The 20281-nt window shown below is 44.9% G+C and carries 17 protein-coding genes; 11 read left to right on the forward strand and 6 right to left on the reverse strand.

The features are described 5' to 3' along the window. Nucleotides 1–23: 23 nt before the first annotated feature. Nucleotides 24–1073: a Gfo/Idh/MocA family protein gene (locus E5672_RS13510; RefSeq protein ID WP_136782663.1), complete on the forward strand. Its 1050-nt coding sequence runs from the start codon at nt 24–26 to the stop codon at nt 1071–1073. A 99-nt stretch (nt 1074–1172) separates the two neighbouring features. Here the strand turns inward: E5672_RS13510 and E5672_RS13515 are convergent, their stop codons facing one another. The 3 genes from E5672_RS13515 to folM all read right to left on the reverse strand — a co-directional run bounded on the left by E5672_RS13515 (nt 1173) and on the right by folM (nt 3974). Next, complete coding sequence (locus E5672_RS13515; protein WP_136782664.1) at nt 1173–2066, reverse strand: carbon-nitrogen hydrolase; 894 nt, start codon at nt 2064–2066, stop codon at nt 1173–1175. Then, a complete protein-coding gene (locus E5672_RS13520) occupies nt 2053–3117 on the reverse strand; it encodes an agmatine deiminase family protein (RefSeq protein ID WP_136782665.1) in 1065 nt (354 codons plus the stop codon). The genes E5672_RS13515 and E5672_RS13520 overlap by 14 nt, the downstream gene beginning before the upstream one ends. Nucleotides 3118–3266: 149 nt before the next feature. Then, the gene (folM, locus tag E5672_RS13525) at nt 3267–3974 is read right to left on the reverse strand and encodes a dihydromonapterin reductase (protein WP_136782666.1); all 708 of its coding nucleotides are present in this window, start codon (nt 3972–3974) and stop codon (nt 3267–3269) included. Nucleotides 3975–4134: 160 nt separating this feature from the next. On the opposite strand from folM, the gene folE reads away from it, so the two are divergent. The 3 genes from folE to E5672_RS13545 all read left to right on the forward strand — a co-directional run bounded on the left by folE (nt 4135) and on the right by E5672_RS13545 (nt 8536). After that, on the forward strand, nt 4135–4818 hold the full coding sequence (gene folE / locus E5672_RS13530) for a GTP cyclohydrolase I FolE (RefSeq protein ID WP_136782667.1): 684 nt from the start codon (nt 4135–4137) through the stop codon (nt 4816–4818). Between the two features lie 1544 nt (nt 4819–6362). Continuing rightward, on the forward strand, nt 6363–7580 hold the full coding sequence (locus E5672_RS13540) for an MFS transporter (RefSeq protein WP_136782697.1): 1218 nt from the start codon (nt 6363–6365) through the stop codon (nt 7578–7580). A gap of 140 nt (nt 7581–7720) precedes the next feature. After that, on the forward strand, nt 7721–8536 hold the full coding sequence (locus E5672_RS13545; RefSeq protein WP_136782669.1) for a mechanosensitive ion channel family protein: 816 nt from the start codon (nt 7721–7723) through the stop codon (nt 8534–8536). 75 nt (nt 8537–8611) lie between these two features. On the opposite strand, the gene gloA2 is transcribed toward E5672_RS13545, so the two are convergent. Further along, nucleotides 8612–8995: an SMU1112c/YaeR family gloxylase I-like metalloprotein gene (gloA2, locus tag E5672_RS13550; RefSeq protein ID WP_136782670.1), complete on the reverse strand. Its 384-nt coding sequence runs from the start codon at nt 8993–8995 to the stop codon at nt 8612–8614. 19 nt (nt 8996–9014) lie between these two features. Continuing rightward, complete coding sequence (locus E5672_RS13555; RefSeq protein WP_136782671.1) at nt 9015–9965, reverse strand: aldo/keto reductase; 951 nt, start codon at nt 9963–9965, stop codon at nt 9015–9017. A gap of 272 nt (nt 9966–10237) precedes the next feature. Here E5672_RS13555 and E5672_RS13560 point away from each other — a divergent pair, with 272 nt between their 5' ends. The 5 genes from E5672_RS13560 to E5672_RS13580 all read left to right on the forward strand — a co-directional run bounded on the left by E5672_RS13560 (nt 10238) and on the right by E5672_RS13580 (nt 15047). Further along, nucleotides 10238–10780 (forward strand): lipocalin family protein, encoded by a 543-nt coding sequence (locus E5672_RS13560; RefSeq protein ID WP_136782672.1) that lies wholly within the window; start codon nt 10238–10240, stop codon nt 10778–10780. Nucleotides 10781–10893: 113 nt separating this feature from the next. Further along, nucleotides 10894–11940: a dihydroorotase gene (pyrC, locus tag E5672_RS13565; protein ID WP_136782673.1), complete on the forward strand. Its 1047-nt coding sequence runs from the start codon at nt 10894–10896 to the stop codon at nt 11938–11940. After that, nucleotides 11910–13220: a substrate-binding periplasmic protein gene (locus tag E5672_RS13570; protein WP_136782674.1), complete on the forward strand. Its 1311-nt coding sequence runs from the start codon at nt 11910–11912 to the stop codon at nt 13218–13220. The genes pyrC and E5672_RS13570 overlap by 31 nt, the downstream gene beginning before the upstream one ends. Then, nucleotides 13220–14599 (forward strand): ATP-dependent RNA helicase DbpA, encoded by a 1380-nt coding sequence (gene dbpA, locus E5672_RS13575; protein WP_136782675.1) that lies wholly within the window; start codon nt 13220–13222, stop codon nt 14597–14599. The genes E5672_RS13570 and dbpA overlap by 1 nt, the downstream gene beginning before the upstream one ends. Nucleotides 14600–14648: 49 nt before the next feature. Then, nucleotides 14649–15047, forward strand: a complete 399-nt coding sequence (locus E5672_RS13580) for an ACT domain-containing protein (protein WP_136782676.1) — start codon at nt 14649–14651, stop codon at nt 15045–15047. A 161-nt stretch (nt 15048–15208) separates the two neighbouring features. Here E5672_RS13580 and E5672_RS13585 read toward each other — a convergent pair whose 3' ends face one another. Next, a complete protein-coding gene (locus tag E5672_RS13585; RefSeq protein WP_136782677.1) occupies nt 15209–17275 on the reverse strand; it encodes a M13 family metallopeptidase in 2067 nt (688 codons plus the stop codon). A gap of 250 nt (nt 17276–17525) precedes the next feature. Between E5672_RS13585 and E5672_RS13590 the strand changes: the two genes are divergently transcribed. Together E5672_RS13590 and E5672_RS13595 are read left to right on the forward strand one after the other, a co-directional pair. Further along, nucleotides 17526–18149, forward strand: a complete 624-nt coding sequence (locus E5672_RS13590) for an RraA family protein (RefSeq protein WP_136782678.1) — start codon at nt 17526–17528, stop codon at nt 18147–18149. Nucleotides 18150–18387: 238 nt separating this feature from the next. After that, a complete protein-coding gene (locus tag E5672_RS13595) occupies nt 18388–20229 on the forward strand; it encodes an ABC transporter ATP-binding protein (RefSeq protein WP_136782679.1) in 1842 nt (613 codons plus the stop codon). Nucleotides 20230–20281 lie beyond the last annotated feature (52 nt).

The following is a 20281-nucleotide window of genomic DNA, read 5'->3' on the forward strand; positions in this document are numbered from 1 at the left end:
CTGAACAAAAAAGGAACAGGAAAATGTATCGATTCGGAATTGTCGGCGCAGGCATGATTGCGGATTTTCATGCTCAGGCCATTCACGCTATTCCCAATGCAGAATTAACAGGGATTTATTCACGTTCAATTGATAAGGCGAATGGGTTCTCTAAAAAGCATAGCTGTACACCTTACGACGACTATATGTCGTTTATAACGTCTCCTGAAATTGACATCATCACTATATGCACGCCATCAGGTTTTCATTTAGAGCCAATATCAGCTGCCGCTAAAGCGAGAAAGCACATCATTTGTGAAAAACCGCTGGAGGTTACTGCTGAAAGAGTAGATGAAATGATTGCGGTGTGTGCCCAAAACAAGGTGATGCTAGCGGGTATTTTTCCTCGTCGGTTTAACGCCTCTTCTCAGTTACTTAAGCAAGCTATAAACGCTGGGCGCTTCGGCAATATTGCCATGGCAGATGCCTATATTAAATGGTGGCGAACCCAAGAGTATTATGAAAGCGGCGCATGGCGCGGTACATGGCAACTCGACGGTGGCGGCGCGTTAATGAATCAGTCAATTCATACGATTGATTTGCTTCTTTATGTAATGGGAGATGTAAAATCTGTGCGAGCAGAAACTAGGCTGGTGGCCCATGATGGCATAGAGGTGGAAGATGTTGGAATTGCAATGCTAGAGTTTAAAAATGGTGCGTTAGGCGTTATTCAAGGCTCAACAGCTTGCTGGTCTAAAAGTGGTCATCCGGCAGAGATACAAATCACTGGTTCTAAGGGCTCAGTTTTTATGAGCGATGATAAATTTCGAGTCTGGGAGTTTGCTGAAGAAAGCGAAGAAGACAAAGAGATTAGATGCAAGTATGGGCTTTCTGAAAATGAAGCGGGAGCAGGAGCAGCTGATCCATCGGCCATCGATTTCGTGTGGCATCAAAGAAACTTCGAAGATGTATTAAATGCCCTTGATAACGGCACTAAACCACTTGTGGATGGATTTGAAGGACGTAGATCGATTGCGCTACTAAACGCTATCTATCGCTCAGCGAAAAACGGCGGTGAAAAGGAACTTGTGTAAAAATGGGGTCAGAGTACATTTCACAGTTATTGCTGCTTCAAAAAAATGTACCCTGACCCCTTTATTTAGAAAAATGTACTCTGACCCCATTTATTTGGGTTAGTCGCGCCAGCGTTTGGTTAACTCGTCGTAGGCGTCTATGCGGCGGTCACGGAAGTAAGGCCAAATGCGCTTAACCTGCTCGGTACGTTCCATATCAAGTTCCACTGATAGCGTGGTTTCACCCTCAGCTTCAGCTTTTGCCAAAATCTCGCCCTGCGGCCCTGCTATGAAGCTTTGCCCCCAGAACTGAATGCCCGGGTCGCCCTCAACAGGTGACGCTTCAAAACCAGTGCGGTTCGCAACGATTACCGGTACTGAGTTTGCTACAGCATGAGAACGCTGGATGGTTTCCCATGCGCCGTGCTGGCGGGTACGCTCTTCTTCTGTGTCAGTTAAGTCCCAGCCAATAGCAGTAGGGTAGAACAACAAATCTGCACCTGCCATTGCCATTAGACGTGCCGCTTCTGGGTACCATTGATCCCAACATACCAATACGCCAAGTTTACCTACGCTGGTTTCAATAGGTGTGAAGCCCATATCGCCCGGCGTGAAGTAAAACTTCTCGTAAAAGCCCGGGTCGTCAGGAATATGCATTTTGCGGTACTTGCCCGCAATTTCTTTACTGCGGTCAAATACTACGGCGGTGTTGTGATATAAACCTGAACCGCGCTTTTCAAAAAGCGACGTCACTAAAACGATATTGTGCTTTTCGGCGAGTTCACCAAAAAAGTCTGTCGCTGGTCCAGGAATGGGCTCAGCCAAATCAAAGGCGTCAGTATCTTCTTGCTGACAAAAGTACAAAGTGCTGTGCAGTTCTTGAAGCAAAATACACTCGCAGCCCTCAGCCGCTAATTTGGCGATTTGCTCGGCACTTTTATTCCAGTTCGTTGCTTTATCGTTGTCAGCAACGGCCTGTTGTACCAGGCCAACTTTTAGCTTAGCTGGACGCATGTAATGACACTCCTTTTTTTAAGGTGGTGATAATCGAGTCTTTTAATGTATTTGTGGGTACTTGCATGGAAATACAATGCAAGCTGCCGTATTGTCTTACGAGTACACTGCAGTCAATTGGTTCAACAATATGATTGGGATGTGCTTTTTGCACCATCTCAATGGCTTCAGCATCTTCTTCTTCACCATACACAGGCAATAAAATCGCATTATTACAAATCAAGTAATTGGCATACGATGCCGGCAAGCGATCCCCTTCATCATTAACGATATTAGGTAACGGTAAATGAAATTGTTCATGCTCTGGCAATTCAAGGGCGCATTCGTCACATAACGCTTTCAACCCTTCGAAGTGACTGTCGTTAGGGCGGTTGTTACACGCCTGAATTACTAAGCCTTTATTCGGGGTAAAGCGCACTAGAGTATCAATATGACCGTCGGTATCATCGCCTTCTAAATGACCATGCTGCAATATAGTAACCTTGCTGCAACCCAGCATATCTTTAAAAGTATCTTCGTAAGCACTGAGCGACATGTCGCCATTTCGCTCAGGGTTTAATAAACATTGTGCCGTGCTTAATAAGTGGCCGTTCTCGTCGATTTCTAACGCGCCGCCTTCCGCTACAATAGGGCTGCTGCGAAGCACAGATTTACACATGGCAGCAAAATAACGCTGATTGGCAAGGTTATCTTCAGAGGCGATAAATTTGTTACCCCAGCCGTTAAAGCGAAACTCTACGGGAGAGCCATTGCCCTCGCTGTCTTTACAGGTGATAAAGCCATAGTCACGCATCCAGGTGTCGTTAAAGGATGCCGGAACAATTAGCACTCGGGCGTTCTCTGGTAAACGGGGTTTGAGGTCATCTACGTCATTCGGCGCGCATAACAAAATAACACCGGCATTATTGCGGTTTACTGCTGCAATCACATTTAGATAGGTCGCTCTCGCTTCTTCCAACCATGGTGCCCAGTCGGTGTTTGCGTGCGGCCATGCCAACATAACTGCATCAATGTCATGCCATTCAGGCGCCATAATACGGTTGCCGTGCATATGTAGAATTCCAAGTCGCTTTAAAATAGGGTTCGGATTATAGCCATGCCTCAGCAGGAGACCAAGGCAAATGGCGATGAAATTAATTGGCGGTGACGATTACTTTAAGCCATAGCTAAAAACTTGCGTAATCGAAGAGAGCACGACTTTTACTTTAAATGTCGCCCACCATTAAGGTGTAATGTTTGACCTGTTATGTAATCGCTATCAAATAAATAATTCATTGCTTTAACGGCCTCTTGCGCGCCGGGTACTATCTCTAACAATGATTTTTTTAACGCCTTCTTTCTGTAGGTTTCATCATCGCCTTCGTTAAACATAAGCAGGGCAGGGGCAACACTGTTCACTTTTACATGCGGAGATAGTTTTTTAGCAAATGAGAGGGTTAAGTTATGAAGGGCCGCTTTGCTTGCTGCATAAGCCATATGTTTCTCGCTGCCCGTCTCCTGAACATAGTCCGTCATATGAATGATGTCAGCTTGTTCTTCACAGTTACACAGTGCTTCTTCAAGTGCCAAATTTATGCGATAGGGAGCAACAGCATGAATTATCATCATGCGCTCCATTAAACCTTGCTTGTTGGTATGCGCTTTCTCTTGTGCCCAATCAGAAGCGTTGTGGATCACTCCTCGATAGGTTTTACTGATTGCCTTAATCTCATCAATTGCTCGATCAATAGCCGCCTCAGTGCTAAAATCCGCCTGTATGACTGTAGCGCCTTTATCCTTGAGCAGTGCAATACTTGAGCGATGAGTTCGATAAGTCACAACTACGTGGTGGCCTTGTTCGAGTAAGTTCTGTGCCATTGCCAAGCCTAAACGTTGGCTAGCGCCTGTTATTAATACAGGTGATTTCAAGATAATGTCCTTTTTAGAGAAAGGTAACAGTCTTTATATTTTGTGCTAAGTGCACAGCAGGTAGCAATGACATTAAATAAAAGTCATGTTGCCAAGTAATCGATCTCTAACGAAGCGAAAGTCGTAGAAGATCAAAAAAGAAGTATTAACGGATAAAGTAATGTTAGCAAAAGAAGCGGTAATTGTGCGTGATGCACTAGACCCCTCTATATCAGAGCCAGCGCAACGTGTACGAGACGCATTAGATGCCAAGGGTTTAGAAACCCCAATGGTGGAAAATGGTCTTACTGACGATCAAAAGCGCAAACGTATTGAAAGTGCTATGCGTGACGTAATGGACACGCTTGGACTTGATCTAACTGACGACAGCTTGTGTGACACGCCAGCGCGCATTGCCAAAATGTACGTCAATGAGATTTTCGGTGGTTTGGATTATCGCAAGTTCCCTAAGATTACTGCTATTGAAAATAAGATGCAGATTGACCAGCCTGTACAGGTCACTGACATTAGCTTAACAAGCACGTGCGAACATCACTTTGTGACTATTGATGGTACGGCCACTGTGTCTTATATACCCAAAGACACTGTGATTGGTCTTTCAAAGATAAACCGTCTTGTTGGTTTCTTTGCCCAGCGCCCGCAGGTACAAGAGCGTCTGACACAGCAGGTGCTGGTCGCCCTTCAAACGCTTACTAACACCGATGACGTAGCGGTGAGTATCAATGCCACCCATTATTGCGTGAAGGCGAGAGGGATCCGCGATACTAATTCATATACAAAAACGTCTGCGTTAGGCGGCCGTTTTCTTACAGATAGCGAATTGAAGCGAGAGTTTTTTCGTTAATTTGTCATCTTTATAAGTACTATTAAAAACTTAAAAAGCCGCTTTCGAAGCGGCTTTTTTTGTAAGAGGGCACCGAGACAGTAGATGGTTACATTTTCTAATTCACGGTTACTTGATTACAAGCTCTGAATCTAGCGAATCGACGATCAGATTGATTCGGCCACCAATGCCATCTGCCGCTGTTAGACTAAGAACCTTATTACAACATCCACACGATTCGTGCTGTTCGTGATACATGTCACGAACAGAATTTAAATGGAAATCATTAATCGCACCGCAATAAGGGCACATGTATTCCAACGCACTATCACTTTGCATCGTTTTATCCATTACCATGTTTAACATATCCATATGACGTAAGCCGAAATCCTCTGAGTGAAATAAGGGATTTGTTCTGCCTCTATGCATTAAATTTGACGGTCCCTATTCGTAGAAATCAAATTGTGTTCAACTCCCGCTAAAGAGCCGTTTTCTTAGAAGCTGCAAAAAACAAACCACACACAAGGATAAAGTGCTACTTGCTCGTTAACCGGCCATTAAAGTAAGTTGAATTGCTTTATGGTTGCCTGAACGTGCTATCTAGTAGGTGGGCCATTCTGTCCACGACTAAAGTATAGTAGGTAATTAATTCACTGCCTGTGTAATTAACGAATATTTAGTAAGTCGTTGGCGATAAAGCTAATTAAGTTTATTTACTGCCCTGGACGTTTTTTAAGGTCCGTTGGCAAAGCGCGCAAAGTACACTGCAACGCACTTAAGCGGCGCCTATTTGACTAAAAGCCATAGCGACTTGAAGAGGGCAAGCATAAAAAGTGCAGCGTTCAGATACCTTTTTCACCTGGCAGCAATTCGTGCTTGAAGTGCAGTTCACTGTCGCTAATAGGGAACGCTGAAGCCGTTGTTCGTGTATACCAAAATTCCAGAGGACGAGCGATTTTGCCTACTTGCGACTGCTCGTGATACCAAAAGGGAACTCTGGCCTTTCACATTCAAGTTTTAATGCACAGGGTTTGAGATTTTTACCTATCTCTTAATATTTCAAAGGGTTTTTGTAAATAAAAATAGTAGTCATACTGATGGCCGAATACGTAGATGTAGTGTTCGAATAGGCGAGGGGAATGTATCTTAATCGCTGAATAAACATTGTTATATCTTTCTTTGTAAAGCCAGATAATCCGGCGGATGCCAAGATACACTATTTACAAATACTACTTATAGCAGCACTGCTCATAGAAAATTCATAGTATGTCGTACTGAAGGGCTTAGCGAACCTATCCTAATTGACGGGTTTACAGGCTTTTTAAATTCTGTTAACTTTTAACTTAAACGATTAAGTTTCTAATTAAATTAGTTACCAAGCTTATTACATCCGTTATTGTTATTTGTGAAATATGTGAGTTCTTAAGACACTGCTCGTTTGCCTAAACTCATATATTTTTTTGTAAGTGCAAAAGGATATACATTTCCTTCATGCCGCAGTTGTGAGACCGACTATGCCTAACCAAGACCGTAGTAGCAGAATAATCCGGTGGTTAACCTATCTTATGTTCATGATGTTTGCGATGACATCAGATTCGGTAGGCGAAATAATCAAAGAAGTGAAAGTGGCATTTTCAGTCACCAATGCGCAGGCGAGTTTAATGCATTCTCTGCCCATGCTAGGCATCGCACTGTCTGGTTTATTCTTAGGGTTTTTAGCTGACAAATTAGGTCGCAAGCCAACTATTATTATAGGCCTGGCATTATTCGGTTTGGCTTGTTACAGCTTTCTCATAGCTGATAACTTTATGCTGATTGTAAGTTTGATGAGCTTGTCAGGGGTTGCCGTTGGTATTTTTAAAACCGGTGCGCTGGCCCTTATCGGTGACATTTCAACCTCAACAAAACAACACACAGCTACAATGAACGGTGCAGAAGCCTTCTTTGGTGTTGGCGCAATTATAGGTCCTTTGATTGTTGCATATCTTATTCATCAAGGCGTGGCTTGGCAGTGGCTGTATGTCATTGCTGGCGGCGTTTGTACCCTTCTTATTGTCGGTGCACTTTTGGTTAAGTACCCGACTTATTCTCGGGACACGTCGTCTGGCGAAAATAAGGTGTCAATTTCGAAAAGCTTGAGTCTAGTTAAAAATCCTTACGCTTTTGGGTTCTCAATTGGCGCGTTTTTATACGTAGCGGCAGAAAGTGCTATCTACGTTTGGATGCCAAGTTACCTCGTATGCGACGCTGCTACGTTAAAAGCCACATACGACTGTTACAGCGAAGGTTTCTCTCAAACCTTAGCTATTTACTCGGTTACTGCATTTTTTATCCTTCGAGCTGCGGGGCGCTTTATTGGCATTTGGATGATGTCTCGCTTTAACTGGGCCTTAGTGTTGATGGTCTTCACGGGCGCGATTGTATTGTGCTTTGGCTTAGGGTTATGGGGCGGAAAGCAGGTGGCACTTTATTTGTTCCCGCTAACCGGTATTTTCATGTCGGTCATTTACCCTACGTTTAATTCTAAAGGTATCAGCTGCTTCCCTAAACATCAGCACGGCAGTGTGGCAGGGGTTATTTTATTCTTTACTGCTGCGGGAGCTGCGGCTGGCCCTTTTATAATGGGCTTAGTGAGCGATGCTAACGGCGGTGATGCGAAATATGGTTTCATGGTAGCCACTGGCTTTGCCGCCGTATTATTTATTGGCTTGGTATACAACTTTATCAAAAACCCCACTAAACAGCGTTTAGCTGAAATTGAAGCAAGTGAGTACGCCAACTAAGCGACATTAGCCGTAACACTGACCGCTCACTGTATCAGTTAACCTAAAGGTGCCGGACTTAAGTTCGGCACTGGTTTTTCAAAGCGTTGTTGTTTAAGCTTCACCTCATTCCCTCATTTATCATTTTGTATTCACGTCCCATGGATGAATTAAAACAAGCCCAAGCCCTTTACGATACCCTCGTTGAGTTTGCCGTTACCTACAGCTTTCAAATTGTAGGTGCCATTATCATTTTCCTACTTGGCTGGTGGGTGGCCAATAAGATAGGCCATGTGGTTGAAAACCTCATGGTGAATAAGAAAATTGACGTAACGCTGAGCCGGTTTACCGGAGGTGTATGCAAGCTAGTGGTGCTTGGCATAGTTATCATTATCGCCCTGGGGAACGTTGGTATCAGTGTAACGCCGTTGATTGCGGCACTTGGTGCTGTGGGTCTAGGCGCTGGTCTTGCTATTCAGGGCATGCTGGCAAACTATGCAGCTGGTTTTACTATAATTATTACCCGCCCCTTTGTTGTCGGCGACACAATTCGCGTGCGTGGCGTTGCTGGCGTTGTCGATCAGGTCATGTTGCCCTACACCATTCTTATCGATGAAGATAACGTGCATATTCAAATTCCGAATAAACTTATAGTTGGTGAAATCTTGCACAACTCTGCCGAGAACATGCTTATTGAGCTAGAAATTGGCGTGGCTTACTCTAGTAATGTAGACGATGTTATTGAGGTAATTCGCAGTGCAGTTGGGAATGTTGATGGGGTTAGCGCAGAAAAGTCACCGGCTATTGGTGTCGATAATTTTGGCGACAGCAGCATTAATTTCGGAATTCGAGTTTGGGCGCCGGCCGTAAGGCATTTCGAAGTGCGCTATGCGCTGAACCAAGCTATTTTTAACGCCCTTCAGCAGAATAATATTGATATTCCGTTTCCACAGAGAGAAGTCCGAATGTTGGACTAGGGCAATCACTCGCGTTCTTTTCGATATTATATTAATGAACATTTGCCGAATAGCCACTTAGCTATTCGGCATTTTTTATAGCTCGTAAAGTTCTAGCGGTAACCCATCCGGGTCTTGGAAAAATGTAAAGCGCTTGCCTGTATACTCATCCACTCTCACCGGTTCGCACTCCACCCTCTTATTGGTTAGGTGGTTAATCATTTCATCTAAGTTGTCGACTTTGAACGCCAAGTGCCTAAGCCCTTGGGCCTCTGGACGCGATGGCCTTTGTGGTGCCCCCGGAAACGAAAATAATTCAATCTGACTCCCGTCGGGCAGGCCAAGGTCGCATTTATACGAATCCCGGGCTTCGCGGTAGTTTTCATCGATGATCGAAAACCCTAAAACTTCGGTGTAAAACGCCTTTGAACGCGGGTAGTCACTACAAATAATAGCAACATGGTGAAAGCCTTTTAGCATGCTATTTCCTTTTATGTGCTTACGGCATCTCTTGACCGCGAGCAACTTCAAATAACTTGTACCAGTGTTCGCGAGACAAGTGGACGTTGACTGCTTTCTGGCTGGATTTGATCCGTTCTACATTGGTGCTGCCTAGTACTGGCGCAATATTAGCTGGATGTCGCATCAACCACGCTAGAACGATAGCTTCAGGCGTTGTTTGGTATTCGCCCGCAAGCTTTGCCACTAAATCTGCTGTAGCGGCGTCTGCACTAGTTTCGGTTTTAGCTCCAGTATATTTTCCTTGAGCCAAGCTTCCCCAAGCCTGAAGCTGAACATTATTCGTCATACAGTATTCAAGCGTGCCGGGGGCATACCCAATGTTACGATTAGCTGAGCTGTTACTTGTTATTCCGTCTTCTAACCAATCTCTAAAGCCAAGGCTCATTTCAAGTTGATTTGAAACGATAGGCGTTGAGAGCGCTGATTGAAGGTAGTTTATTTGATGACCGTGCATGTTAGACACACCCACATGCTTGATCTTTCCCTGTTGCTGTAAAAGAAGCAAGGTTCCAGCTACTTCTTCTAGTTCCATCAGTGGGTCAGGGCGATGCAGCAGCAGTACATCTAGCTGCTCGATATTCAATCGAGAGAGAATACCTTCAACAGAAGTGTGAATATGATTTGCTGAGAAGTCATAACGCTTTGGTCCTAAATCATCCTCAAATCGTATTGCACATTTAGACTGAATAATCATTTTGTCTTTTAACTCAGGCGCTTGTTTAAGCGCTTCACCAAAAACGGCTTCTGCTTTACCAAAGGTGTAGATATCGGCATGGTCAAACACGTTAATATCTAGGTCTAGTACGGCATCAATGATTGTTCTTGCTTGGGTTACGTCGGCCTTAGTGGCAGGGTCATTATTCCAGCCTCCGCCTAAACCCATGCACCCATAAATGAGGCGGCTTGCATGCGGAAAGTGTGCATTCATGTTGTTATCTCCCTGTTAATAGTGTGAGTGAACAAAAGTATCTTTGCACTCGATAAAAGCCTCGGAGCCTTTTTATTTTCAATAGGTTGGCACTGTAGTACAGCCATGGACTTTATAAAAGTGCGTTTAGCCGAGAGTATTTTAATAATCGACAGATAGCGCTTCAGATTATCTATGGTGTTGCAGAAGCAATAAAGATCACAAAAGCTTACGTTGGCATATCAATATTGAAAGCGTACCAAGTATTAAGTTTGATTAGGAAACGAGGATTTATGTTTAAGAAATGGGGTTTAGTAGCAATCGTAAGTTTGGTGTTTGTAGGGTTATTTGGCTGTACTGGTATGCCGGATAACGTAGAGCCAGTTAAGGGGTTTGAACTTCCCAGGTATCTAGGTAAATGGTATGAAATAGCTCGTTTTGACCATAGTTTCGAAGAAGGTTTAAGTGAAGTAACGGCAACATACAGCATGCGCAGCGATGGCGGCGTAAAAGTAATAAACCGCGGTTTTTCTAAGGAAGAAAAGACGTGGGACGAAGCCGAAGGCAAAGCGTACTTCGTAGAGTCTGAAACCACAGGTCATTTAAAAGTATCGTTCTTCGGCCCGTTTTACGCCAGCTATGTCATTATGGAACTAGATAAAGAAGGTTATCAATATGCCTTGATTACAGGGCCTGATAAAGACTACCTCTGGATTTTGGCGCGCACGCCTTCTATTTCTGACGATGTCCGCATGGGTTTGTTAGAAAAAGCGACCGCTGCTGGTTACGACGTTAGCAAGCTTATTTGGGTAGAGCACGATCAGACAGGGTCATAGCTATACCAAAGATAGCCACTTTCTGGTGAGTTGGTCTGCGCGCATATTTGGAACTGTGTTATTATTGCGCGCAACTTCCCCTCTGTTTGAATAAGTACTAAGAGAGATAAGGCATGCAAACGCTCACCATTACTACGCCAGACGATTGGCATCTTCACTTTCGCGATAATGAAATGCTAGCTGAGACAGTGCCTGCAACCGCACGTTGTTTCCAGCGCGCTATTGTTATGCCAAACCTTGTGCCACCAGTAGTTAATGCTGAAATGGCAATGGCGTATAAAGGACGAATTGAAGCTGCACGCCCTAGTGGCAGTAGTTTTGAGCCTTTAATGACCTTGTTCCTTACCAATCAAACTACGCCTCAAGATATTGTCGATGCAAAGCAGGCCGGTGTAACCGCATGTAAGCTCTACCCCGCTGGAGCAACTACGAACTCAGACGCTGCAGTAAAAGGTATTAAGGCGTTGTATCCTGTATTTCAAGCCATGCAAGAGCAAGGTTTGTTATTGCTAATTCACGGTGAAGTGACCGAACATCACATCGATATTTTTGACCGTGAAAAAGTGTTTATTGATACTCATTTGGGGCCTATTGTTGACGCCTTCCCCAAGCTGAAAGTAGTTTTTGAGCATATAACAACAGCAGACGCCGCAAGTTTCGTCGCAGGTGCCAGCGAATTTGTTGGGGCCACTATCACGCCTCAGCATTTATTGTTGAATCGCAACGATTTACTGGTGGGTGGGGTACGCCCTCATAACTATTGCTTGCCAGTGCTAAAGCGCAATACGCATCAAAAAGCCTTGCGCGATATGGTGGCAAGCGGCAATAAAAAATTCTTCTTAGGTACTGACTCAGCCCCTCATGCCAAGCATAAAAAAGAAAATGCTTGTGGCTGTGCGGGTTGTTATAGCGCATGGTCTGCAATTGAGCTTTACGCAGAAGTGTTCGAGCAGCTAGGCGTAATAGATAAGCTCGAAGGTTTTGCTAGCCATTACGGTGCAGATTTTTATGGTTTACCACGAAACACGACTACAATGACATTAGTTAAAGAGTCGTGGACTGTGCCAGAACAAGTAACCTTAGCTGATGGCACCGACATGGTTCCATTTTTTGCGGGGCAAACGTTGCAGTGGAAATTAGAGAAGGCATTTCAAGCGTAGCTTTTACCGTTATTGTCTGTTTATGTGCCCTGTGGAATTTTTCCGTAAGGGCACAAGCACTAACTTACTCCCACGCCCAAGGTTTACCCAGTACCATATCTCCCTCTGGGAAGCTGGGTATTCAATCTTACTCACTCACAGTGTTTAAAAATGCCTTATCAAAAAATGGCATTGATTTAACGCCTGCTACTAGCACTATACCGAATAGTGCCGACGTCCTTATCAATTTGATCAGAGATGAAAAAAACGAAGACAGTTACTATTGGATAACGCCGTTATTTGCCTTTGAATGTGGTGATAAGATTAATTGTACGCCGAATGCGGGCAGCCAGACAACCACAATAGCAGTAAGTTATATTGCACTCTCTAAAAGTGAAGGGGTTGCCAATATTGCAGAGAGATTGAGCGAGCTAACTGCACAATACAAAGGTTCAGACGACTTCATAGTGCTGGCTGATGCTATGCGAGATGAGCTGAAACCCTTATTCCCAAAAACTGTACTTACTTTCGGAACATTGAGTTTAGCGGGCGAGCTGCATGCTAATACCGATAATCTATGGATCATTGCCGACAATGTTCCACTTTTTTCAGAGGTGGGGGAGCGTGGAAAGCTTACTGGTATTGCTGCTGATTTGGTCAGAGATATATTAGATGAGGTGACGCTCAAGCAGGACATTCTTTCCGCCCCATGGGAACGTATAGCAAAGGAAGCAATGACAAAGTCTAACGTATTGGTTTTCTCAGTAATTCGCACGAATGAGAGAGACAGCGTGTTTCACTGGATAACGCCAATATCAAGAAACCTTCACGGACTATATGGCATAGATAAACCGTATTTTAATTCCATTGTCGATGTTCCAAAAAGCTACAGGGTTGGTACTTTATTAGAAGACTACCGTTACAAGGTTGCAGTAGAACAAGGGTTCAAAGTGCAAGCTTATGATTCATGGCAAACGTTAGTTAGTGCACTTATTAACAACGAAATCGATACAATTTTCGGTTCTCAGGGGGCAATTGATTTTGGATGTAACCCAAATCAATTTAAATGTGAGACAATAACACTCATAAGTAAATACAACATTTCAACGGCCTACCTAGCACTGTCAAAGAAAGACACCTGTGTTTTGGTTTTAGAGAAGCTAAAGTTAGCGGCGGCCGATGTGAAAATGAGTGACAAGTTTAATGAGCAGCTTATTTCCTGGAGTGACATGGTGTCCCAAGAATATGGCATAGCTCATCATACCGAACATGGTGTAGTGCACCTTTGGAACCCAAACTAATGACAGTTGAAACAGTTAAACATTTAGATATAAACCCTGCCATCACCAAGGCGTTAGACTCCCAAGGCATTTACCAACTCTCGCCTATACAGGCTCAATCGCTTCCTGAAGCACTGCAAGGGAAAGATGTAATAGGCCAGGCACAAACCGGCAGCGGCAAGACTCTATGCTTTGTTATTCCTGCATTACAGCACGTTGAAGTGAACGATTTTACCACGCAGGCCATCATACTTTGTCCTACCCGAGAGCTTGCCGACCAAGTGGCGCAGCAGTGCCGTACGGCGGCTAAAAACATAGGCAATATCAAAGTAACCACGTTATGTGGTGGCCAGCCCATGGGGCCGCAAATTCAGTCACTGAAACATAGCCCGCACATTATTGTGGGCACGCCAGGTCGCGTAATGGACCACGTGGAAAAGCGTCGAATTGACTTAAGCAACGTAAAATTGCGCGTGCTCGATGAAGCCGACCGCATGTTAGATATGGGTTTTGAAGACGATTTACGCATTATTTTCGGTCAAACGCCAAAGCAAGTACAAACCCTACTATTTTCTGCAACCTTTACAGAACAAATTGAGCGTGTGGCTAAGCAATACCTGCACAACCCGGTAACCTGTAAAGTTGAGTCTCAAGACAGTAAACCCGCTATCACGCAGTTGGGCTACAACGTGCTCCCACACACGCGTACTCAGGCGCTTAAAGCAGTACTTACCCATTACCAACCTAAAAACGCTATTGTATTTTGTAACCGCAAGGTTCAGGTAAGTGAAGTGGTTGAGGAGCTTATCGAGGATGGCTTTAGCGCAGCTGGGCTTCAGGGGGACTTGGAACAGCATCAACGCACATCGGTGCTTATGCAGTTTGCCAGCGATGCATTGCAAGTACTTGTTGCCACCGATGTAGCTGCGCGAGGGCTAGACATTGACGATGTTGCTTGCGTAATTAATTACACGGTAAGTGAAGAGCCGGAAACCCATATTCACCGTATTGGTCGTACAGCACGTGCAGGCGCTCAGGGTATGGCGGTCACGTTAGTTAGCGATGACGAAGAGCACTTTTTGCGAAAAATAGAAGTATTGCAAGAAAGCGATATTCCACTTAAAGGCGCGCAAAGCCTACGTTTTCATAAAAACAAAATTACTCAGCCTGAATTTACCTGTATTTCACTAAGTGCGGGTAAAAAGGAAAAGCTTCGACCTGGCGATCTGGTGGGGGCACTTACCAAAGATGCGGGTATTCCTGGCGACGACTTAGGCAAAATAAAAGTGCAAAACAGCATGAGTTTTGTCGCAGTGAAAACGCGAAGCGTGAAAAAAGCCATGGCGCACTTTAGAGAAGGTAAGATCAAAGGTAAGCGTATTAGAGCCCGAAAGCTTTAATAAGAGCTTTAATAGATAAGTATTGACGTTGTACAAAGGAAGGTTGAGTGTGGTCGCTGAAACTGACTTGAGTGTGTTACTGAAAAATCTGAATCCTGTGGCAAGTAGTGAAGATTACGTTTTCACAACCTTGCCTGCTGATGGCTTAACCAGTACGTTAATTTCAGTAGCTAAGGGTATGTTTCAGGAACGCGAGGGCACCACGCTTATTCTTCCGGTTGCCGCTGCACAGAAAGCTAACTTGCAATTTGAAGGTTATTACCGCTGCATAACCTGTGAAGTGCATTCTAGTCTGGAAGCGGTAGGCATGACGGCCGCTATGTCCACAGCGCTGGGTAAGGCAGGAATTAGCGCCAACGTGGTGGCCGCTTATTATCACGACCATATTTTTGTACCGGCTAAAAAAGTTGGCTTGGCGATAGACGTTTTAACCTCGTTGTGTAATTAGTATTACGCGTGATGTATTTCATATTCCGCCTTCGTTAAACCTGATCAGTCATACACTTCAACACGACAAAAAAAGCCCCAGTTTGGTGAAGCAAACATGGGGCTTTAGCTATCTTGGTTTATGTACGCTACTCTCTATGTACTGTGTTTAGAGTACGCGAACTACCAAATTTTTACGCGTTCTTCTGGTGGTAAATACAACGCATCTTCTTCGGTCACGTTAAACGCTTCGTAGAATTCAGGTACGTTGCGAACAGCACCGTTAGTGCGGAACTTCGTAGGTGAATGGGTATCGGTTTGTACTTGGCTGCGCAACGCTTCTTCGCGATATTTGCTTGCCCAAACCTGGCCGTAACCAATGAATACGCGCTGATCGCCGGTAAAGCCATCAAGTTCAGGGGCTTCTTCACCGTCAAGAGACAAGTGATAAGCTTTAAGTGCGATGCTGATGCCGCCAAGGTCTCCGATGTTTTCACCTAGGGTATATTCACCATTAACGTACAAGTCAGGCAGAACCTCAAACTGATTGTACTGTTCAATCAAGTTTGCTGTGCGTGCTTCAAATTCGCCGCGATCTTCGTCTGTCCACCAGTTACGCAGAACGCCATCACCGTCAAAAGTCGACCCTGCATCATCAAAACCATGGCCAATTTCGTGACCAATTACCGCGCCAATGCCACCGTAGTTAACCGCGTCTTCGGCGTTCATGTCAAAGAACGGAGGTTGAAGGATAGCCGCTGGGAATACAATTTCGTTTAGCGGCGGGTTGTAGTAAGCATTAACAGTTTGTGGAGTCATGCCCCATTCATGGGTCCACACCGGGCCACCTTGTTTCTTCAGCATTTCTTCGTACAGCACGTCCGAAGAACGCTTTAGGTTTCCAAACAGGTCACTGGCATTCACTGTCAGAGCTGAGTAATCTCTCCACTGGTCTGGATAACCAATTTTCACGGTAAATTTAGACAGCTTGTCTAGTGCTTGTGCACGAGTTTCGTCTGTCATCCAATCAAGGTTTTCGATGCTTTCTTTGTAAGCCAACAGCAGGTTATTTACCATTTCCATCATGCGTTCTTTCGCTTCAGGCGGGAAGTGCTGTTTTACGTAAACCTTACCGATTAGCTCGCCTACATGGGCATTGGAAAGGCTTACTGCACGACGCCATTGTGGCTGTTGCTCTTCAACCCCGCGAAGCACTTTGCTGTAGAAATTGAAGTTTGCTTCATCAAGCTCGGCATTTAAGCGGCTGGCTGAAGCATTCAACAAGCCCCATTTAAGAAACGTCTTCCAATCTTCCAGTGAGGTTTCTGCAATAACGCCGTCAATGTTCTGCATGTAGTCTTTTTGCAGGATGCCTAGCGAAGGAACATCGCTTACATCAGCTTGAGCTAAATAAGCGTCCCAGTCGAACTTAGGCATTAACGCTTTAAGTTCTTCAATCGTCAACTTGTTGTAGTTAGCAGCAAAATTACGGGCCTGCTCTTTTTTCATATGTAGCTGAGCAATTTTAGTCTCAAGTGCGAATAGCATTTCAGCGCTTTCTTTAGGCGCGTCGAAACCCGCCAGTTCAAACATGGTTTGAATATGTTTAACGTAGGCATCGCGAATAGTTTGTGATGTTTCGTCGTCCTTGAAGTAGTACTCGCGCTCAGGAAGGCCTAAGCCCGACTGCCACGTGTACATCAAATATTCTTTTGGCGACTTAAGATCAGGGTATTGCGTTAGGCTGAACGGTGTACCGTAGCCATAGCGAGCGGCATAAGCGAAGTACTCAGCAAGGTCGGTATAGTCTTCAATGGCATCAATCTTTGTTAACTCTGGTTTTAGCGGTGTCATGCCAAGTTCGTTGCGGGTTTCCATATCCATATAGGCACGGTAAAAATCACCCACTTTCTGTTCGTCACTGCCCGCTTTGAAATCGCCCTCTGCAGATGACTTTATAATGTTCATAACATGATCTTGCGCTTCATCGCGAAGGATCACAAAAGAACCATAGCTCGACTTATCTGCTGGTATTTCAAAATTATCAAACCACTTACCGTTTACGTAGCGGAAAAAGTCATCACCCGGGTCAACCGACAAATCCATGTTTTCTTTAATAACGCCTGAAGAAAGCTGTTGTTGAGCTTCTTCGGTAGCCGCACTCTGTGTCTGTTGTTCTGTGGATGAATTTTGTGGGCTACAAGCTGTGAGGGCCAGCGCCACGCTTAAGCTTAAAACGCTACGTAACATGTGGAGTTTTCCTTTTCATTTTATTGGGCAACATTTGGACTTGCCGCTTATTGTTTTAGTGCGTTGCGAAACCTGTGCATCCCTTCGAAAGAATGGTATGGCGTATTGCGTGCACGCTTTTTACTAATTTTTAGCATGGCGGCGGTGATAGAAAAAGTGTTTATAGTGAAAATACACAGCTTGTAACAACTTGTAGGGCTAATTTCGCTATAGTATTTTTTTCACACACTACAACATTCAAGGAACGGCGATGGACTTACACAATACCCCTTTCGATAGCGTATCACCCTGTGAGTACGCCGATGCGCTGCCAAGAGAGCAGTTCATGCATTACGCGATAAAACCATTGTGGGAAGGCATGCCACGTATTGCGGGCCCAGCGTTCACTGTTAAGTGTGAGCCGGGTGACCATCTTATGCTGCATGCGGCCATCTATCGCGCAAGCCCCGGTGACATTATTGTTGTGGAAGCCGATGATGAATTCGCCGTTGCGGGGGGGAACGTCTGCGCGATAGCTCAGTCTCGTGGCATAAAAGGTTTCGTGATTGATGGTGTTATACGCGATCTTGCTGAAACCCGTGACAACAAATTTCCGGTATTTGCCAGAGGTGTCATACCCAAGCCAGGAGCCAAAAAGTGCATATCGCCGTTAAATGCGCCTATTACCTGTGCTGGTGTAACTGTTCACGCCGGAGATATTATTGTTGCAGACGAAGAGGGCATTGCAGTAATCCCAAAAGCTGAGGCGCTAGCAGCCTATGATATTGCTCAAAAGCGAGCTCAGAAAGATGGCTCTATGTCACTTGAGCAGTGGCAGGCTGAACACCTTGAAAAAGTAGAAGGCATACTGGCTAAATTAGGCTTTGCAGAGTGAAGGTTTGCAGAAATTTAGCCATGCTTCGACTGGTTTTTGATAAGCCCTTTACAAATCCCTTCACTAAGCGCTTCATTAAGCAATTGGCTTTGCCAAATATTAACCAATATGAAATGAGCTTTGCGGTAAAAAAGCACCGCAAAGTTCAACACACTTTCAGTTATCGTGTAGAATTGTGACCCAGCAATTTGGGGCATACGTAAACGTGCTCTGTCACTGAATAACTAACGAGTTCTACATGTTTTCATTTTTTGAAAAGCTGACCCAGCCTTTCCCCGACACGCCGCCTACCCAACCGCCAACAGGTATCGTTGCATTTTGTAAGTACTATACAAAAGGCATGTGGGGCGTAATCCTTACTGTTTCAGTGTTAAGTGCCATTGTTGCCATGTTAGAAGTGGCGCTATTCGGCTTTTTAGGGCAGTTAGTTGACTGGTTCTCTGATCAAAACCGAGACACGTTTTTAGCAGACCAAAAATTTACCCTCATTGGCATGGGTTTAACCGTTCTCGTTTTTATTCCACTGTTTATTTTGTTGCGCTCGCTGTTTTCTCGTCAGTCTTTGATGGGAAACTACCCCATGCGCATTAGATGGCAGGCGCACCGCTATTTGCTTGGCCAAAGTTTAACCTTCTTCCACGATGAGTTTGCCGGCCGTGTAGCCACCAAGGTGATGCAGACTGCGCTATCGGTACGAGAAACCGTGACTAAGGTTCTCGATTTACTGGTTTATATCAGCGTTTATTTTATCTCTATGGTTGTGCTTATCTTTAGCACTGACTGGCGCTTGGCCATGCCGCTTATCGTGTGGTTTTTTGTGTATATCGGTATCTTGAAGGTGCTGGTACCTAAACTAAAAGAAGTCTCGCAAAAGCAAGCCGACGCGCGCTCATTAATGACCGGGCGTATTGTTGATAGCTATACCAATATCACAACGGTGAAGCTGTTTTCACATAGTCGCCGCGAAGCGGATTACGCTAAAGAAAGCATGGATGGTTTTCTTAAAACGGTTTACCCGCAAATGCGTTTGGTTACTGTGCTGGAATTCTGCGTGGAAATGGCTAACGCCATTCTTATTTTCACCATTGGTGCGCTATCTGTGTATTTGTGGATGGAAAACATTGCAAGCCCCGGCGATATCGCCATCGCTATTAGTCTGTGTTTACGACTAAACGGTATGTCTCATTGGGTAATGTGGGAAGTATCAGGCTTGTTCGAGAACTTAGGCACGGTGCAGGACGGCATGAATACGCTAGCACAGCCAATAGCAGTGAAAGACAAGCCAAAAGCCGACGCGCTAAAGGTTAATGGCGGCGGGATTAATTTCGATAATGTGCATTTTTCCTATTCAGGTGCAGATAACAAACCTATTGATGTGTTCACTAACTTGGATTTAGCCATTAGGCCCGGAGAAAAAGTGGGCTTAGTGGGGCGTTCTGGCGCGGGTAAATCGACATTGGTTAATTTGCTCATGCGTTTTTACGATACCCAGAGTGGTCGCATTGTCATTGACGGCCAAGATATTACTGAAGTAGGCCAAGAGACCCTTCGCGCCAAAATTAGCATGGTGACACAAGATACTTCACTGATGCACCGCTCGGTACGCGACAACATCCTTTACGGTCGAACCGACGCGACAGAAGAAGATATGATCCGTGCAGCCAAACAGGCCGAAGCCCACGACTTTATTCTTACGCTTACCGATAGTCACGGTAGAACAGGGTACGACGCGCATGTAGGTGAGCGAGGCGTTAAGCTTTCAGGTGGTCAGCGCCAGCGAATTGCTATTGCACGAGTGTTACTGAAAGACGCGCCCGTGCTGGTACTAGACGAAGCCACATCGGCGCTAGATTCAGAAGTTGAAGCAGCCATTCAAGCCTGTTTGGATAAAGTGATGGAAGGCAAAACTGTGCTGGCAATAGCGCATAGATTGTCAACCATTGCGCAAATGGACAGGTTACTTGTTCTGGATAAGGGCAACATTGTAGAGCAGGGGACCCATGCCGAGCTTATTGCGCATAACGGGATATATGCCAAGCTTTGGGCACACCAAACGGGCGGATTTATAGGCGTTGAATAGGTAAGGCGCGAATTAGCGTTCAATCGCAGATGGGATGGATAAACCGCTTGTA

Source organism: Alteromonas portus (assembly GCF_005117025.1).
Classification (GTDB): Bacteria; Pseudomonadota; Gammaproteobacteria; order Enterobacterales; family Alteromonadaceae; genus Alteromonas; species Alteromonas portus.

What these genes read in the sequence shown, in the direction of transcription:
- E5672_RS13510 (WP_136782663.1), top strand. Translation starts at nt 24, where the DNA reads ATGTATCGATTCGGAATTGTCGGCGCAGGCATGATTGCGGATTTTCAT.
- E5672_RS13515 (WP_136782664.1), bottom strand. Translation starts at nt 2,066, where the DNA reads ATGCGTCCAGCTAAGCTAAAAGTTGGCCTGGTACAACAGGCCGTTGCT.
- E5672_RS13520 (WP_136782665.1), bottom strand. Translation starts at nt 3,117, where the DNA reads ATGCACGGCAACCGTATTATGGCGCCTGAATGGCATGACATTGATGCA.
- folE (WP_136782667.1), top strand. Translation starts at nt 4,135, where the DNA reads ATGTTAGCAAAAGAAGCGGTAATTGTGCGTGATGCACTAGACCCCTCT.
- E5672_RS13540 (WP_136782697.1), top strand. Translation starts at nt 6,363, where the DNA reads ATGTTCATGATGTTTGCGATGACATCAGATTCGGTAGGCGAAATAATC.
- E5672_RS13545 (WP_136782669.1), top strand. Translation starts at nt 7,721, where the DNA reads ATGGATGAATTAAAACAAGCCCAAGCCCTTTACGATACCCTCGTTGAG.
- gloA2 (WP_136782670.1), bottom strand. Translation starts at nt 8,995, where the DNA reads ATGCTAAAAGGCTTTCACCATGTTGCTATTATTTGTAGTGACTACCCG.
- E5672_RS13555 (WP_136782671.1), bottom strand. Translation starts at nt 9,965, where the DNA reads ATGAATGCACACTTTCCGCATGCAAGCCGCCTCATTTATGGGTGCATG.
- E5672_RS13560 (WP_136782672.1), top strand. Translation starts at nt 10,238, where the DNA reads ATGTTTAAGAAATGGGGTTTAGTAGCAATCGTAAGTTTGGTGTTTGTA.
- pyrC (WP_136782673.1), top strand. Translation starts at nt 10,894, where the DNA reads ATGCAAACGCTCACCATTACTACGCCAGACGATTGGCATCTTCACTTT.
- dbpA (WP_136782675.1), top strand. Translation starts at nt 13,220, where the DNA reads ATGACAGTTGAAACAGTTAAACATTTAGATATAAACCCTGCCATCACC.
- E5672_RS13585 (WP_136782677.1), bottom strand. Translation starts at nt 17,275, where the DNA reads ATGTTACGTAGCGTTTTAAGCTTAAGCGTGGCGCTGGCCCTCACAGCT.
- E5672_RS13590 (WP_136782678.1), top strand. Translation starts at nt 17,526, where the DNA reads ATGGACTTACACAATACCCCTTTCGATAGCGTATCACCCTGTGAGTAC.
- E5672_RS13595 (WP_136782679.1), top strand. Translation starts at nt 18,388, where the DNA reads ATGTTTTCATTTTTTGAAAAGCTGACCCAGCCTTTCCCCGACACGCCG.